14 protein-coding genes and 1 pseudogene are annotated in these 13,938 nt (G+C 61.8%); 7 read left to right on the top strand and 8 right to left on the bottom strand.

Going from position 1 to position 13,938, the window contains the following annotated elements:
• Positions 1-104: 104 nt before the first annotated feature.
• Positions 105-599, top strand: a complete 495-nt coding sequence (locus PSH73_RS17610) for a hypothetical protein (protein ID WP_169960227.1) — start codon at positions 105-107, stop codon at positions 597-599.
• Here the strand turns inward: PSH73_RS17610 and mug are convergent.
• Both mug and PSH73_RS17600 read right to left on the bottom strand, forming a co-directional pair.
• The gene (gene mug / locus PSH73_RS17605; protein WP_169989660.1) at positions 515-1,087 is read right to left on the bottom strand and encodes a G/U mismatch-specific DNA glycosylase; all 573 of its coding nucleotides are present in this window, start codon (positions 1,085-1,087) and stop codon (positions 515-517) included. The two genes, PSH73_RS17610 and mug, sit on opposite strands and share 85 nt — an antisense overlap.
• Positions 1,080-1,952: a LysR substrate-binding domain-containing protein gene (locus PSH73_RS17600; RefSeq protein WP_057438570.1), complete on the bottom strand. Its 873-nt coding sequence runs from the start codon at positions 1,950-1,952 to the stop codon at positions 1,080-1,082. The genes mug and PSH73_RS17600 overlap by 8 nt, the downstream gene beginning before the upstream one ends.
• A gap of 135 nt (positions 1,953-2,087) precedes the next feature.
• On the opposite strand from PSH73_RS17600, the gene PSH73_RS17595 reads away from it, so the two are divergent.
• Genes PSH73_RS17595 through PSH73_RS17580 form a run of 4 tightly spaced genes read left to right on the top strand, consistent with a single transcriptional unit; the run spans position 2,088 to position 6,267 of the window.
• Positions 2,088-3,140, top strand: a complete 1,053-nt coding sequence (locus PSH73_RS17595) for an agmatine/peptidylarginine deiminase (RefSeq protein ID WP_057960257.1) — start codon at positions 2,088-2,090, stop codon at positions 3,138-3,140.
• Positions 3,141-3,144: 4 nt separating this feature from the next.
• On the top strand, positions 3,145-4,053 hold the full coding sequence (aguB, locus tag PSH73_RS17590) for an N-carbamoylputrescine amidase (RefSeq protein WP_057960256.1): 909 nt from the start codon (positions 3,145-3,147) through the stop codon (positions 4,051-4,053).
• 1 nt (position 4,054) lies between these two features.
• Positions 4,055-5,140, top strand: coding sequence for an extracellular solute-binding protein (locus PSH73_RS17585; RefSeq protein ID WP_057960255.1), 1,086 nt, complete (start codon positions 4,055-4,057; stop codon positions 5,138-5,140).
• A 20-nt stretch (positions 5,141-5,160) separates the two neighbouring features.
• Complete coding sequence (locus tag PSH73_RS17580) at positions 5,161-6,267, top strand: agmatine/peptidylarginine deiminase (protein ID WP_305461102.1); 1,107 nt, start codon at positions 5,161-5,163, stop codon at positions 6,265-6,267.
• A gap of 9 nt (positions 6,268-6,276) precedes the next feature.
• On the opposite strand, the pseudogene PSH73_RS17575 reads toward PSH73_RS17580, so the two are convergent.
• The 5 genes and pseudogenes from PSH73_RS17575 to PSH73_RS17555 form a co-directional block, all read right to left on the bottom strand.
• Positions 6,277-8,134, bottom strand: a pseudogene (locus tag PSH73_RS17575) (DUF3857 domain-containing transglutaminase family protein).
• Positions 8,135-8,246: 112 nt separating this feature from the next.
• Positions 8,247-9,140: a bestrophin family protein gene (locus tag PSH73_RS17570; protein ID WP_128592910.1), complete on the bottom strand. Its 894-nt coding sequence runs from the start codon at positions 9,138-9,140 to the stop codon at positions 8,247-8,249.
• 74 nt (positions 9,141-9,214) lie between these two features.
• Complete coding sequence (locus tag PSH73_RS17565; RefSeq protein ID WP_057438575.1) at positions 9,215-10,513, bottom strand: MFS transporter; 1,299 nt, start codon at positions 10,511-10,513, stop codon at positions 9,215-9,217.
• Positions 10,514-11,448: 935 nt separating this feature from the next.
• Positions 11,449-11,943 carry a redox-sensitive transcriptional activator SoxR gene (soxR, locus tag PSH73_RS17560; RefSeq protein WP_170059675.1) on the bottom strand — a complete coding sequence of 165 codons (495 nt, stop codon included), beginning with the start codon at positions 11,941-11,943 and terminating at the stop codon, positions 11,449-11,451.
• Positions 11,944-11,959: 16 nt separating this feature from the next.
• Entirely contained in the window at positions 11,960-12,202 is a 243-nt protein-coding gene (locus PSH73_RS17555) for a hypothetical protein (RefSeq protein ID WP_305461097.1), read from the bottom strand.
• Between PSH73_RS17555 and PSH73_RS17550 the strand changes: the two genes are divergently transcribed.
• On the top strand, positions 12,194-12,904 hold the full coding sequence (locus PSH73_RS17550; RefSeq protein WP_115128651.1) for a tRNA (adenine(22)-N(1))-methyltransferase TrmK: 711 nt from the start codon (positions 12,194-12,196) through the stop codon (positions 12,902-12,904). The genes PSH73_RS17555 and PSH73_RS17550 overlap by 9 nt on opposite strands.
• Before the next feature lie 57 nt (positions 12,905-12,961).
• Positions 12,962-13,261, top strand: a complete 300-nt coding sequence (locus tag PSH73_RS17545; protein WP_057438578.1) for a DUF3144 domain-containing protein — start codon at positions 12,962-12,964, stop codon at positions 13,259-13,261.
• Positions 13,262-13,307: 46 nt separating this feature from the next.
• Here the strand turns inward: PSH73_RS17545 and PSH73_RS17540 are convergent, their stop codons facing one another.
• Positions 13,308-13,928 (bottom strand): LysE family translocator, encoded by a 621-nt coding sequence (locus PSH73_RS17540; protein ID WP_198830868.1) that lies wholly within the window; start codon positions 13,926-13,928, stop codon positions 13,308-13,310.
• Between the last annotated feature and the right edge of the window lie 10 nt (positions 13,929-13,938).

Raw genomic sequence — 13,938 nt, 5'->3', positions numbered from 1 at the left:
AAGTCAATCATTTTGTATGATTTTTCAACCTGTGCGTGGCAGGGTGTGGAAACGTTTTACTCTTCGCCGAAATGCTATGGATATTGGGCGTTTAAGGAAAAACCATGAATATCAGCTGGTTGGATTTAGCCTTCGGCGCGGTGGTGGTTATCGGCCAGGGGCTGTCGTTTTGGTTCATGTACTGGCTGTTCAAGAAGCTGCGCAAACCCAAGTCGGTAGCTCCTGCCTATGCCCCCGGTACTGGCATTGATGGCAAGGCGATTCCGGTATTGGCCAGTTTTGTCGGGTTGCGCAGGGTGCCTTGGGTGGCGTTGGCCACCAACAGCCTCAACCCGGTATTTCGTCTTGATGGCCAGCAGATGATTTACCGGGTTTTACGTCAGAAGCAACGGCCGTTGTGCGATGTGTCGCGGGTGGATGTGCGCAGTGCTTATGGCACTTTTAATCTGGTGTTTGAGTTCAGCGACTCGCCGTTCACATTGATCGTGAACCTGGGGAGTGCGTCGCGCATGGCTTATGTGCTGTCGTTGCTGCCACCCAGCATGCCGCTATCTGAACGGGCGCAAGCAGCGCGGCTTCCAGGGAATGCTGCCAAATAGAGCTGCCCATACGCCTGCACCAATTGCTCCAACGTAAATGCCAGATTCCGCCCGCTGGGATTGGGCAGTACCCACACGGCAGCATCCCCCAGTGTCTGCGGTTGCAGCCCCCACGCCACCTCGCGCAGCCCCGACAGCGCGCAATAACCCGCCTTGCCCAGGAACGCCACATGGCGCGGTGCATAACGGCGGATCTTGTGTTCAAACCCGTTGGCCGCCGCCTTGAATTCATCCCGCGACAATTGATCGGCCCGCGCCGTTGGCCGTTCCACGACGGTCGTCAGCCCGCAGTGGTACTGCAGCAGCGTCCGGTCATCCTCAGGTAGCACTTGATGCGCAGTGAACCCGGCCAGGTGCAAGGTGCGCCAGAAGCGGTTGCCACGCCCGGCAAAGTGATGGCCCTGCGCGGCCGCCAGCAGGCCCGGATTGATCCCGCAAAAAATCACCGCCAGGCGCTCGGCCAGGATGTCCTCCAGTCCTTCACTCATGTGCGGCACCCTGTGCCAGGTTGTCCAGTAACCACTGGCTGAAGCTGCGCGCCAGTGGGTCGCTTTCGCTGTCGCGGTGGGTCAGCAAGGCCCAGTTGGGGCCGCGAATGGTGGCGTCGACCAAGGGGTGCAGCAGGCCATTTTCGCGTGCGTGCTGGCTCAGTAACTGGCTGACCAGTGCGATCCCCAGGCCACCGCAGGCCGCGTCCAGCAGCAGGCCGGGGTCGGAAAAATTCAGCCCCTGGTCCTGCTGGCCGACATCAATCCCGGCTTCCACCGCCCAATGGCTCCAATCCATTTCCCGCTCGCCATGCAGGGTGGTGCGTTGCTCGCGGGGCAGGGCCAGTACGCTGGGGTGGGCGGCGGGATACAGGCGGTCGGTATGCAGCACTTTGAAGCTGCACTCGGCCTGGGCGCTGATGTCATCGCGCACGGCGAGGTCGATGGTCTGGGTGGCCATGTCGGGTACTTCGTCGGTGCTGAACAGCCACAAATCCACGTCCGGGTGGTGCCGGCGGAAGTCGGCCAGACGCGGCAGCAGCCAGTGGCGAGCAAAGGCTGGGGTGGTGTTGAGCACCAGTTGATTGGCCTTGCGGTACTGCCCCAGCCGGCGCACACCCACGGACAACTGCTGTAACAGGGCCTGGGTGGTGCTGAGGAAATCATGGCCGGCATCGGTCAGGGCGACGCTGCGCCCGTTGCGAAAGAACAGCGGCTGTTCCAGGTACGCTTCCAGGCTACGGATCTGCTGGCTGATGGCCGATTGGGTCAGGTGCAGTTCGTTGGCAGCCTTGTGAAAACTGCCCAGCCGCGCCGCCGCTTCAAAGCCGCGCAGTGCCCCAAGGGGCGGCCAGTGTTTAAGCATGCTGATAAGTTTTTCTAATCATTTATCTGCAAAATCCATCGTTTGTTTGGCGGTTTGGCCAAACGTAGCATGGATCCCCATAGCGTGTACGCCGTTTTTGGTGAACACAAAGGCTTAACTCAGAAGGGGGTTGTCATGCTGCAGAACGAGATGCCACACAGCGGCTGGAGGATGCCGGCGGAATGGGCCAGGCATGCTGCGACCTGGATGGTCTGGCCCCATAACCAGGCGCTCTGGGAGTCGGGATGGCGCGTAACGCTGGCCCAGGTGCAGGCGGATTTTGCCCGGGTCGCCAATGCCATCGCGCGGTTCGAGCCGGTGAAGCTGGTGGTTGACCCTTCTGCACTCGACACGGCCAAAGCCCTGTGCGGCCCCAACATTGAACTGATCACGCTGGCGGTCAACGACAGTTGGTGCCGCGACTCCGGCCCCAGCTTTATTGGCCACCCGCAATTGGGCTTGGCCGGTGTGAGCTGGCGTTTTAACGCGTGGGGCGGCAAGTCAGCCTATGACCTGGATGAAAGCCTCGCTCGGCGCACCCTCAACCACTTGGGCCTGCCGTGCTTTGGCACGCCGTTGAGCAATGAAGGCGGGGCGATTCATGTGGACGGTGAGGGCACGTTGATCACCACCGAGTCGGTGTTGCTCAACCCCAATCGCAACCCGGGCATGAGCAAGGCCGAAATGGAGGCGATCTTTGCGCGCTGGCTTGGGGTGACAAAAACCATCTGGTTGCCAGGCGACCCGCAGCATGTCACCGGGGATGTGACCGATGGCCATGTCGATGGCGTGTGCGCCTTTGCCCGCCCCGGCGTGCTGCTGGTAGATGCCACGCACGACCAGGGTTCGGTGTACGCCGAGGTCGCACGGGAAAACCGCCGCGCCCTGGAATTGGCCACCGATGCCAAGGGCCGCCGGTTCGAGTTGATCGAACTCTTTGAGGCCAGCGAGGCGGTGGATACCGACGCCGAGGTGTTTTGCGCCTCCTACACCAACTTCTATATTGCCAACGGCGCGATCATCATGCCCGCCTATGGCATCGCGGCGGACCAGGTGGCTGCCGATGTGCTGGCCCAGGTATTCCCGGATCGTGTGGTGGTGCCGGTGCGCATCAACCACCTGGCCCATGGCGGCGGCGGTGTGCATTGCATCACCCAGCAGCAGCCAGCCTGGCCGGTAAAGGAGTGATGCCATGCGCCAGCTGACCATTGCCACCACCCAGATGCCCTGCACCTGGAACCTGCAACACAACCTTGATCAGGCCGAACAACGGGTGCGTGAAGCGGCGGCCCAGGGCGCGCAGGTCATCCTGCTGCAAGAGCTGTTCGCCACGCCGTATTTTTGCATCGAACAACAACACAAGCACCTGGCCTTGGCTGAAGAGTACCGCCACAGCGCGGTGCTCAAGCGCTTCGCCGCGCTGGCCAGGGAGTTGGGGGTAGTGCTGCCGCTGAGCTGGTTCGAAAAGGCCGGCAACGCCTACTTCAATTCACTGAGTGTGGCCGATGCCGACGGGCAACTGCTGGGGGTATATCGCAAGACCCATATCCCCAACGCTATTGGCTATCAAGAGAAGGAATACTTCAGCCCCGGCGACACCGGCTTCAAGGTCTGGGACACCGCGTTCGGCCGCCTCGGCGTGGGCATCTGCTGGGACCAGTGGTTCCCCGAGACCGCGCGTTGCCTGGCGTTGCTGGGCGCCGAGGTGTTGCTGTTTCCCACTGCCATCGGCTCCGAACCGGGTTGTGCCAGCCTGGACTCCCGTGATCACTGGCAGATGACCATGCGCGGGCATGCCGCCGCCAATCTGCTGCCGGTGGTGGCGGCCAATCGTGTCGGTCGGGAAGTGGCGAGCAGCGACTCAACCTTGCAGATGGAGTTCTACGGCTCGTCATTTATCTGCAACCACAAAGGCGCGCTGCTGGCCGAGGCCGACCGCGCCGGCAGCGGTGTGCTGCTCCAGTGCCTGGACCTGGCGGCCATGGCCGAAGAACGCCTGACCTGGGGCATCTACCGCGACCGCCGCCCTGACATGTATGGCGGTTTACTGACCCAGGACGGTCGCCACCTGCATCCACGCTGGCAGACCCAAGGGGTATGACATGAAGCTGATCCACTGCACCCTGGCCCTGAGCATCGTCATCCCGACGGTACAGGCCGATGAAAAGATCCTGCGCCTGTACAACTGGGCCGACTATTTTGCCGAGGACACCCTGGCGCGCTTTACTGCCGAAACCGGGATCCAGGTGATCTATGACGTGATGGATGGCAGCGAAACGCTGGAGGCCAAGCTGATGGCCGGTGGCAGTGGTTATGACCTGATCTTCCCGGGCGATACGGTGGGCGAGCGCTTGATGCGCGCCGGCAGCCTGCAGCCACTGGATCCGGCAAAACTTGAGGCGCTGGAGGATATCGAGCCGGGCCTGCAACAACTGCGCAGCCATTACCGCACGTCCAATCAGGCCACAGTGCCCTATACCTGGGGCACGATTGGCCTGACCTATAACACCGAGCAAATCCTACAGCGCTTGCCGAATGCGCCGGTCAATAGCCTGGACCTGTTATTCAAGCCGGAACTGGCTCGCCAATTTGCCGATTGCGGCATCTCGCTGATCGACTCGCCCGACGAAGTACTGGCCGTGGCGCTGATCTACCTGGGGCGCGAACCGCGCAGTGCCAAGCCTGAGGACCTGGCTGCGGCCAGCGCCCTGTTGCTCAAACTGCGGCCGTATATCCGCAAGTTTCAGTCGCAACCGGTGACTGACCTGGTCAATGGCAACCTGTGCCTGTCCCTGGGCTACAGCGGCGACATGACCCAGGCGCAGCGGGCGGCGGATGCGGCGGGTAAAAAGGCGCGCTTCCAATACCACATCCCCCGCGAGGGCACGACGGTGTGGATGGACACCATGGCCATCCCCGTGGATGCTCGGCATCCGGAATACGCCTACGCGTTTATCAACTTTGTCATGCGCCCAGAGAACATGGCGGCCATCAGCAATTTCACCGGCTACCCCACGGCCAATGCCAAGGCCCGCGCCAGCGTCGATCTCGCCATGGGCAACAACCCGGACATTTACCCGGACGACGCCACCTTCAAACGACTGGTGGCCGGGCAGGATATTCCCCAGGCCGATATGCGCGCACGCATGCGGGTTTGGACTAAGTTCAAGACGGCTATCGGTCAATGACGGTCAACCCAGAGGTACACATGAGCACACGTCGCCAATTCATCCAACAGGCCGCGGTGGTGGCCGGCCTGGGCGCCGCCGCGTCCATGGGGCTGCCCGTCTACGCGGCGGTCCAAGGCCGCTGGTTCATGCCCGATGAGGGCGAGAAACACCAGCGCGCCTTTATCGCCTTTGGCGCCCAGGAGGCGATTCACCAGGACTTCACCCCCGCTGTGCAGGACGCCCTGGGCCGTATCGCTCGTACGATTGCCGAGTACGAACCGGTCACGGTGTTCTGCCGCGAAGATGAGCGTGAGCTGGCCGAAGAAAAATGCGGCACCCGTAACATCACCTTCGTACACGCCGAGCTGGATGACATCTGGATGCGTGACACCAGCGCCAACTTTGTCGTGGATGACAATGGCCAGTTGGGCGCAGTGGACTTCAACTTCAACGGCTGGGGTAACAAGCAGCAGCACGCCGACGATGCCGAACTGGCGGCTCACGTTGCCGAGCTGGCAGGCGCAACTTACATCCGCAGCGAACTGGTGGGCGAGGGCGGTGCCATCGAAGTGGATGGCCATGGCACCGGGATCATGACCGAAAGTAGCTGGATCAATGCCAACCGCAACCCCGGCTGGAGCAAGGCCGACGTCGAGGCTGAGCTGAAGAGCCGACTGGGCTTGCGCAAGATCATCTGGTTGCCGGGTATCAAGGGCAAGGACATTACCGACGCCCATGTCGACTTTTACGCACGCTTTGTCTCGCCGGGCGTGGTCATCGCCAACCTGGACACCGACCCTGAATCCTACGACCACCAGGTGACCTTGGCCCACTTGGACATGCTCAAGCAGGCTAGCGATGCCGATGGCCGGCCGTTGCAAATACACACGGTCTCGCCACCGCTGAACCCGCGTCGCAACCGGTTCAGTCGGGATAACCCGGACTATGCCGCCGGCTACATCAACTACTTCGTGATCAACGGCGCGGTGATTGCGCCGCAGTTTGGCGACAAGGCCGCTGACCGCAAGGCCTTTGACTTACTGTCCCGGCTCTATCCGGGACGCAAGGTGGTGCAACTGGATATCGACGCGATTGCAGCCGGCGGTGGTGGCATTCACTGCGTGACCAGTCACCAGCCGGCATGACCTTGGGAGTTACAGCGTCTGCACGATGATCTGGCTCTTCAGGTCGTGACCATGCTTTCGATCACCGGCTTCATCGCCTTGAAGTCCTCGGGGCTGCACACGGTATTGGCATGGGCGAACTTGAAGTGGCGGGTGATCAGCACCGTGTTGCCTTCCTTGGCGTAGGTGGCCTGGTAGTCAAAACCGGCCTGTTGCAGGGACTGTGGCTTGGGCACGGCGAGGACGGTGACTTCCTTGGGGAACTCGAAACGGGCCTGCTCCTGGGTTTCTCCCGAGAGGCAACCGAACTCTTGGGTGCGGTCTTTTTCCGAGGCGAAGGCAAACACGTTCTGCGCAATGCCGCCGACCAGGCTGCTGAGCGCCGGCACGCCGGTCGGGCCTGGCAGGTTGACCAGGTTGTCGGTGCGCCCTTCAAGGGTGTTCTTGAACGGGTTGACTTCATCCTGCAAGGAGTCGCTTTTAAACGTGCCCTGGCCCGTTTGCCCGTACCAGCCGAGGACGTTGCGGATCATCGAGTCGCGGTCAGCCGGTTTCATCGCATTGAGCAGGTAGCGATTGAACTCTGAGCCCCAGCCTTCCACGGTGGTGGCATGCACAAAGTCCGCCGCGCCGTTGCTGTCGACCTTGAACAGTAGGTCGTTGGTGACCTTGCCGGTTTGCGCGGCCGGGGTCTTGGCCATTTCGCCGGACTGCGTCAACAGTACTGGCTTGCCCAGCACCGGGATCGGCAGGTAGCCCGCGGCAATGGCTGTGGCGGTGGAGTCCAGATACAGATCCAGGGCCGGCACATAAGTGATCGCATGGTTGAGCACACCCAGGGTGGGCACTTTGGCCAGGGTGTAGCTGTTACCCAGGTTGACCAGCACCGGCGAACTCTCGATCGCTACCGCGCGCAGCATGGCTTCCAGCAGGGCCACATGGTCCTTGCAGTCGCCATAGCGGTTGTCCAGCACGGCCTGGGCTGGGTGCGGTACTACGCCGCCCGCGCCGACATACACCGCTACATAACGAATGTTCTTACGAACCCAGTCGCTCAGGGCCAGGGCTTTGCTGCGCGGGGTGCTCAGGTTGGCCGTAAGTTGCTTGGCCAGGGCGGCAATGGCCGGCGTCACTTCGACCTGGGCCCTGGCCTCATAGGCCTGGGCAAAGTCCTTGTAGCTGGCGAACGTCGAGACCGCGAGGAATTGGCCGTAATCGACGTAGGACACGGCGCCGGTTTCCATGCGCGCCTTTTCCTGTGGTACGTAGTCCCAACGGTACACCTTGCGCCCGGCAGCCGCGGCCGGGGTGCTGGCCTTGAAGCCCCGGGCATCGACGAACAGCGGCTTGTCGGCTGGCAAGTCGTAGCTCAGGCTCAACTGCTCGGCATCGTAGAAGTCCGGCACGTAGAAGTCTTCGAACTGCTGCGGGAACAGGGCAGTGGTGCGCTGGCGCTGGTAGCGCAGGACCAGCCGGTCACCGACCGCTACCTCTGGAAATATCACCACTTTGACCCGCGAGTCCTGGAACATCGGCGCCTCGGACGAGGCGGTCTCCTGTTGTTCCTTGATCTGCTCGGCGCCCACCTTCACCTGCGGCCGTCGGGCTTTTGGGTGAAGGCTTCAAGCACCTCGAGGTTTTCCAGGGAGCGGTTGTAGCTCAGCGAACGCTGTGCGTTGTCTTTGATCGCTCGCTCTTCATTGATCCGCGTGACCAACTCAACCATCTGGACAAAGCTGCCATCGGCATTGATCACGTACGACTGGTGGTTTTTTTCGAAGGTGGCCGAATGGTCGGTTTCATCGGTGGCGGCTTGGGCACTTAGCGTACAGGCAAGCAAAAAAAGTGCGCCCAGCAGGCGCATCGAGTGCAGGTAAAAGCTTTGCATAGAGATCCTTCTGATTAATGCGACGCTCACTCTGCGGGGAAGAGCGCACTGTGATAAACGAAATGTTTAATGCGACTCATTATTATCTATATGCTCGAAACATGCAGGCTTTTTAATGGCCCCTGCGAACATCCCCCAACGAATCCCGCTGCATCGACTGCAGGTTTTTCTCGATGGTTTCGCAGATGGCCTCTGTCTGGATCTGGTGCTCGCTGGAGCGAAACGGGCTTTGCAGGTCGGTGCCGATGCGTTCGATGGCCAGCAGCATAAAACCCACCACCGTGGATGCCAGTGGGGTGAACCAGCCCAGGGACTCCACCAGCCCCACTGGTACGATCAGGCAGAACAGCGAAATAAACAGCCGGGGGAAATACACATAGGGGTAGGGCAGTGGTGTGTTGGCGATGCGCTCCATGCCGCCCTGGCTGTTGGACAGATCGACCATGGTTGATTCCAGCCGCGCCAGGCGAATGCTGTCCAGGCGCCCGGCCTTGTATTCGTGGGCCAGCAGGGCCGCGGAGCCGGTGAGGATATCGTTGGCAAAGTTGTTGGTAGCGCCGTTGCGCGCGAACTCATCCCCAGGAATAAATGCTCGCACTTCCTCCGGGCACGGCTCGCCTCGCAGGTGCGACGCCAGGCAATTCACATAGGCCACGTGGCGGCGCAGCAAGGTCGACTTGATCGGATTGACCTCGTTGTCGGGGTCATCCAGCAGCGTCAGCACCTGCCGCGCAAAGCTGCGTGAGTTATTGACCATCGCGCCCCACAGCGTGCGCGCCTCCCACCAGCGGTTATAGGCGCTGGTGTTACGAAAGCTGATCAGCACCACCAGCGCCGAGCCGAGCAGCGTCAGGGGCATCAGCGGCAGGTTGATCTTGGCGTTGAGGAACAGCATGAAGTCCACGGTGACCGCAATATCCCACAGCAGCAGCCAGAACAGTGCCCAGCCGACATAGCCCATGGTCTTGATAATCAGGCGGTACTTTTTGACGATGGCAGCTTTCAAACACAAACCTCCGAGCGGGCGAAAAGCATCGATGCCCTAGCTCGGACGGTGTTTGCGCAAGAAAGGTTCGCGCCTTACGCGTCGTGCAGGGAAATGCGCGAGGTCTCCGGCAAGGCCAGGCCGCCGGCCAGCGCGAGCAAGGCCACGGCAATCAGGTAAAACGCCGGTGACAGGTTGCTACCGGTGGTGCTGATCAACCAGGTCGCCACGAGCGGCGCGGTGCCGCCGAAGATCGTGTAGGCCATGTTGTAGGTGATCGCCGAGGCGGTGTAGCGCGTGCGGGTCGGGAAGGTCTCCGAGAGCAGGGCGGCCGTGACCACGCCGCACAATACCGCGCCCACCGCCAGCAGCATCACGCCGATGATGGACGCGGCGAACGAGCCGGAACTGGCCATCAGGAACGAGGGGTATACCACCCCCATCAACAGCCCGCAGGCGGTCATTACTGTGACGCGCCGCCCGACCCGGTCGGAATACCAGCCGGCCAGCGGGCATATCGCCGCAGCGAAGATCAGCGCAATCAGCGACACCAGCAACGCCGTCGCCCGGCTCAAACCACCGGCCACCTGCAAGTACGTGGCAAAGTAGGTGGTGAACATATAAAACGACAGCGCCGTCAGCGACACAAAAGCGCCCAGGCAGCAGATTGCCGCGCCATGGTTGCGCAGGGTTTCCTTGAGCGGCGAGTGGGCCACCGCGTGCTCCTGCTCGACCGCCTGGAACGCCGGGGTTTCATCCAGCCGCCAGCGCAGGTACAGGCCCACCAGGCCCAGCGGTGCAGCGATCAGGAATGGCAGGCGCCAGCCCCAGCTGCCCATGGCTTCGGCCGACAGCGAAGCCTCCAATGCATAGGCCACCACCGCCGCTGAGGCAAAGGCGGCAAAGGTCGATACCGGGATAAAGCTGCCATACCACGCCCGTTTATCGCTGGGCGCGTGCTCCATCAGGTAGGCGCAGGCGCCGGCGTATTCACCGCCGGCGGAGAAGCCCTGGGCGCAACGGATCAGCGACAACAGGATCGGCGCCGTGACGCCAATCGCGGCATACGTGGGCAGCAGGCCGATCAGGGTCGTGGCCCCGGCCATCAGCAAAATCGTCATCGCCAGGGTGCGCTTGCGGCCGATGCGATCACCCAGCATGCCAAAGAAAATTCCGCCCAGAGGCCGAAAGGCAAAGGCCACGGCAAACACCGCGAAGGTCTTGAGCAACGCCGCACTGGCATCGCCACTGGGGAAAAACTGCTGGGCGATGGTGGTGGCGAGAAAGCCATACACGGCGAAGTCGAACCACTCGACAAAGTTGCCGATACCGGCGGCGACGATGACTTTTCTCAGGGTTTGCGGCGGGACCTGTTCGGTGGATGCACGCGTCATGGCGGGGCCTCGGCATTTCGTCAGTAATCGTTCGATTATCAGGAAAGTGCCCGGGGCGGCTTACTTCAAAAGTGTCATCGGCGTAGTCAGCACCGACCTGCCAAGGCAATGAAGATCCAATGTGGGGGCTTGCCAGCGATAGCGGCGGGTCAGCCGACATCAATCCCAGCAATGCCGCCGCCATCGCAGCCTCGCTGGGGCTCGACAGCTCCCACCTCGATCTTCAGGGGGTGGAGGATTGCATTTCACTACCACCGCAGGATGCATCCGGTACTCAATGTACTGAGGAACCAAGGTGGGAGCTGGCTTGCCTGCGATAGCGGTGGGTCAGCCAACATCAACCCCAGCAATGCCGCCGCCATCGCAGCCTCGCCGGGGCTCGACAGCTCCCACCTCGATCTTCAGGGTTTGGAAGATTGCATTTCAGCTGCCACCGCAGGATGCATACGGTACTCAATGTACTGAAGAACCAAGGTGGGAGCTGGCTTGCCTGCGATAGCGGTGGGTCAGCCAACATCAATCCCAGCAATACCGCCGCCATCGCAGCCTCGCTGGGGCTCGACAGCTCCCACCTCGATCTTCAGGGGTTGGAAGATTGCATTTCACTACCACCGCAGGATGCATACGGTACTCAATGTACTGAGGATCCAATGTGGGAGCTGGCTTGCCAGCGAGAGCGGCGGGTCAGCCGACATCAATCCCAGCAATACCGCCGCCATCGCAGCCTCGCTGGGGCTCGACAGCTCCCACCTCGATCTTCAGGGGGGGAGGATTGCATTTCACTGCTACCGCAGGATGCATACGGTACTCAATGTGCTGAAGATCCAAGGTGGGAGCTGGCTTGCCTGCGATAGCGGTAGTTCAGCCAACATCAACCCCAGCAATACCGCCGCCATCGCAGCCTCGCCAAGGCTCGACAGTTTCCACCTTGATCTTCAGGGTTTGGAGGATTGCATTTCAGATGCGGTAGCGGCGCGTTCGAGGATTCTCGGCCCCGGTCCTTCCTGGCTCAAGGTATCGCCGGGGTTGCGCAACGGGCAGTCGTTGAGCGACAGGCAGCCGCAGCCAATGCAGTTGTCCAGGCTGTCGCGCAGGGCTTCCAGGGTTCGGATGCGTTCGTTGAGGTTGTCGCGCCAGGCCGAGGACATTTCTCCCCATTGCGCGGCCGTCAATTTGCTGTTCGGCGGATAGCGGCCCATGGCGCGTTTGATCTCTTCCAGCGGAATGCCGGTGCGTTGCGCCACTTTGATAATCGCAATGCTGCGCAGCACCAGCGACGGGAAGCGCCGCTGGTTGCCGGCGTTGCGGGTGCTGGCGATCAAGCCCTTGGACTCGTAGAAGTGCAGGGTGGAGATGGGTACGCCACTGCGCCTGGCCACCTCGCCGATGGTGAGGGAGCGCACACCGTCCGGGTTCTTTTCTGCTGCCATGGGGGTTGCCCTAAAGTTAGGTTGAGGTTTTATAGTCCTGCCCGATCTTTGCTGCAACCGCTTTCTGCGCGAGCTGCTCAGCCTGCGCCAGGCCATTGCCCAGGCGCAGGCCGTGTCCTATGGCAATGCCGTGGACCTGTACAAGGCGCTCGCCTGGCGGGCGCCGACGGCGGTGCTTTACCCTGCGGCGCGCACCGCGCATCATGCGCGCCCGCACTGAGGGCAAAAGTGCCGCGAAAAGGAACAGCAGTTGAACCACAACACATTGTCCAAGCGCCTGGAGCGCGTGGCGGCCCAGGTACCGGCCGGCGCGCGCCTGGCTGATATCGGCTCGGATCACGCCTACCTGCCGGTGGCGTTGATGAACCGTGGCGCGATTGTCGCGGCAGTGGCCGGCGAGGTGGCGTTGACGCCGTTCCGCGCCGCCCAGCGCACGGTGTGCGACAACAGCCACGAACTGCACATCCACGTGCGCCTGGCCGATGGCCTGGCGGCTATCGAACCGGCCGACCTGCTCGACGCGGTCAGCATCTGCGGCATGGGCGGCGAGACCATCCGCGATATCCTCGAGCGCGGCAAGGCGCATCTCAGTGGCCGGGAACGCCTGATCCTGCAACCCAACGGCGGCGAACAACCGCTGCGCCTGTGGCTGATGGACAACGGCTATCGCATCCTCTGCGAGGAACTGCTCCGGGAAAACCGCTTCGACTACGAAATCATCGTCGCCGAGCGCAGCGGGCCGGTGAGCTACAGCGCCGAGCAGCTGTACTTCGGGCCCCTGCAGATGCAGGCCCGCAGCCCGGCGTTCCTGGCCAAATGGCAACGCCTGCTGCGCTACAAGCAACGTACCCTGGATCAGTTGGCCCAGGCCCGACAAGCGTTGCCCGAACAGAAAGTGCAGGAACTGGCGCAAGAGGTGCGCTGGATCACACAGTTGCTGGAGGCGACGAACTCGGTCTAGGGTCTTGCCTGCCGCAAATGTTTCAATGACTCATTTATCCAACCCAGGTGTTCCACCATGCCAGACGCTACCGACCAAGCCTTCTACGACCGCGCCGACGCGCATATCGAACTGTCGAACGAGCAACTGAAAACCCTCGAGAACCTGGGCCAGGTCAGTGCCTCGATGATGTTCGGCACCACCCGTTTCAACGCCTGGGCCAGTGCGCGCAACTTCAAGTCCGGCGCGGAAATGGCCGAGGCGCGGGAAGCGATGTTGAAGTACTTCTGTGAGCAGTACCGGATGATGCTGGAAGACAATCTGGATGATCACATCAACAACTTCAGCCAGTACATGACGGCCCCGAAGCCGCAGTGATCCAGGGGCTCGACAGCGCCCACCTTGATCTTCGTCGAAGCCCTGACTAGCGTTTGCTCAATGCCAGGCGGGCCGCGAACAGCACAAAAAGCAGGCCGGTGCTGCGGTCCATCCAGGTGATCACCTTGCCCCGGCGCAGCACTGCGGCCAGTGGCTGGGTGGCGCCGATCAGGGTCAACGACCACGCCATGCCGAGCACCACATGGATGCTCACCAGGCCGAATGTCCAGGCGATCAACGAATGGCCCTGGGGAATGAACTGCGGCAGGAACGACACATAGAAAATCCCGATCTTGGGATTGAGCACATTGCCCAGCATGCCTTTCAAGAACCAGCGGGTGCCGGGTTGGGCATGAGCCTCACCGACCGTCAGGGAGGTGCGTGGGCGCAGCAGCATATTCAGGCCCAGCCAGGCCAGATAAGCGGCGCCGCAGTACTTCAAGAGGTTGAAGGCCACCTCCGACACCGCGATCAACGCACCCAAACCAAAGGCCACCGCCGCGCCCCATAAGAAACAGCCCGCATTGATACCCAATGCCGCACGCAATGCCTGCTGCTTGCCTTCCACCGTCGCGGTACGCAACACCAGCGTGGTGTCGAGCCCGGGAGTGAGGGTCAGGAGGGTGGCGGCGAGGGTAAAGGCGAGCAGATTATCGGCGATGGACATGGGGCACGTG

Source organism: Pseudomonas sp. FP2294 (assembly GCF_030687625.1).
Classification (GTDB): domain Bacteria; phylum Pseudomonadota; class Gammaproteobacteria; order Pseudomonadales; family Pseudomonadaceae; genus Aquipseudomonas; species Aquipseudomonas shahriarae.
Note: the sequence above shows the minus strand (reverse complement) of the source record. Positions and strands in the feature narration are given on the sequence as shown.

Coding starts and splice junctions, on each gene's coding strand:
- PSH73_RS17610 (WP_169960227.1), top strand. CDS start 105: ATGAATATCAGCTGGTTGGATTTAGCCTTCGGCGCGGTGGTGGTTATC.
- mug (WP_169989660.1), bottom strand. CDS start 1,087: ATGAGTGAAGGACTGGAGGACATCCTGGCCGAGCGCCTGGCGGTGATT.
- PSH73_RS17600 (WP_057438570.1), bottom strand. CDS start 1,952: ATGCTTAAACACTGGCCGCCCCTTGGGGCACTGCGCGGCTTTGAAGCG.
- PSH73_RS17595 (WP_057960257.1), top strand. CDS start 2,088: ATGCTGCAGAACGAGATGCCACACAGCGGCTGGAGGATGCCGGCGGAA.
- aguB (WP_057960256.1), top strand. CDS start 3,145: ATGCGCCAGCTGACCATTGCCACCACCCAGATGCCCTGCACCTGGAAC.
- PSH73_RS17585 (WP_057960255.1), top strand. CDS start 4,055: ATGAAGCTGATCCACTGCACCCTGGCCCTGAGCATCGTCATCCCGACG.
- PSH73_RS17580 (WP_305461102.1), top strand. CDS start 5,161: ATGAGCACACGTCGCCAATTCATCCAACAGGCCGCGGTGGTGGCCGGC.
- PSH73_RS17565 (WP_057438575.1), bottom strand. CDS start 10,513: ATGACGCGTGCATCCACCGAACAGGTCCCGCCGCAAACCCTGAGAAAA.
- soxR (WP_170059675.1), bottom strand. CDS start 11,943: ATGGCAGCAGAAAAGAACCCGGACGGTGTGCGCTCCCTCACCATCGGC.
- PSH73_RS17545 (WP_057438578.1), top strand. CDS start 12,962: ATGCCAGACGCTACCGACCAAGCCTTCTACGACCGCGCCGACGCGCAT.
- PSH73_RS17540 (WP_198830868.1), bottom strand. CDS start 13,928: ATGTCCATCGCCGATAATCTGCTCGCCTTTACCCTCGCCGCCACCCTC.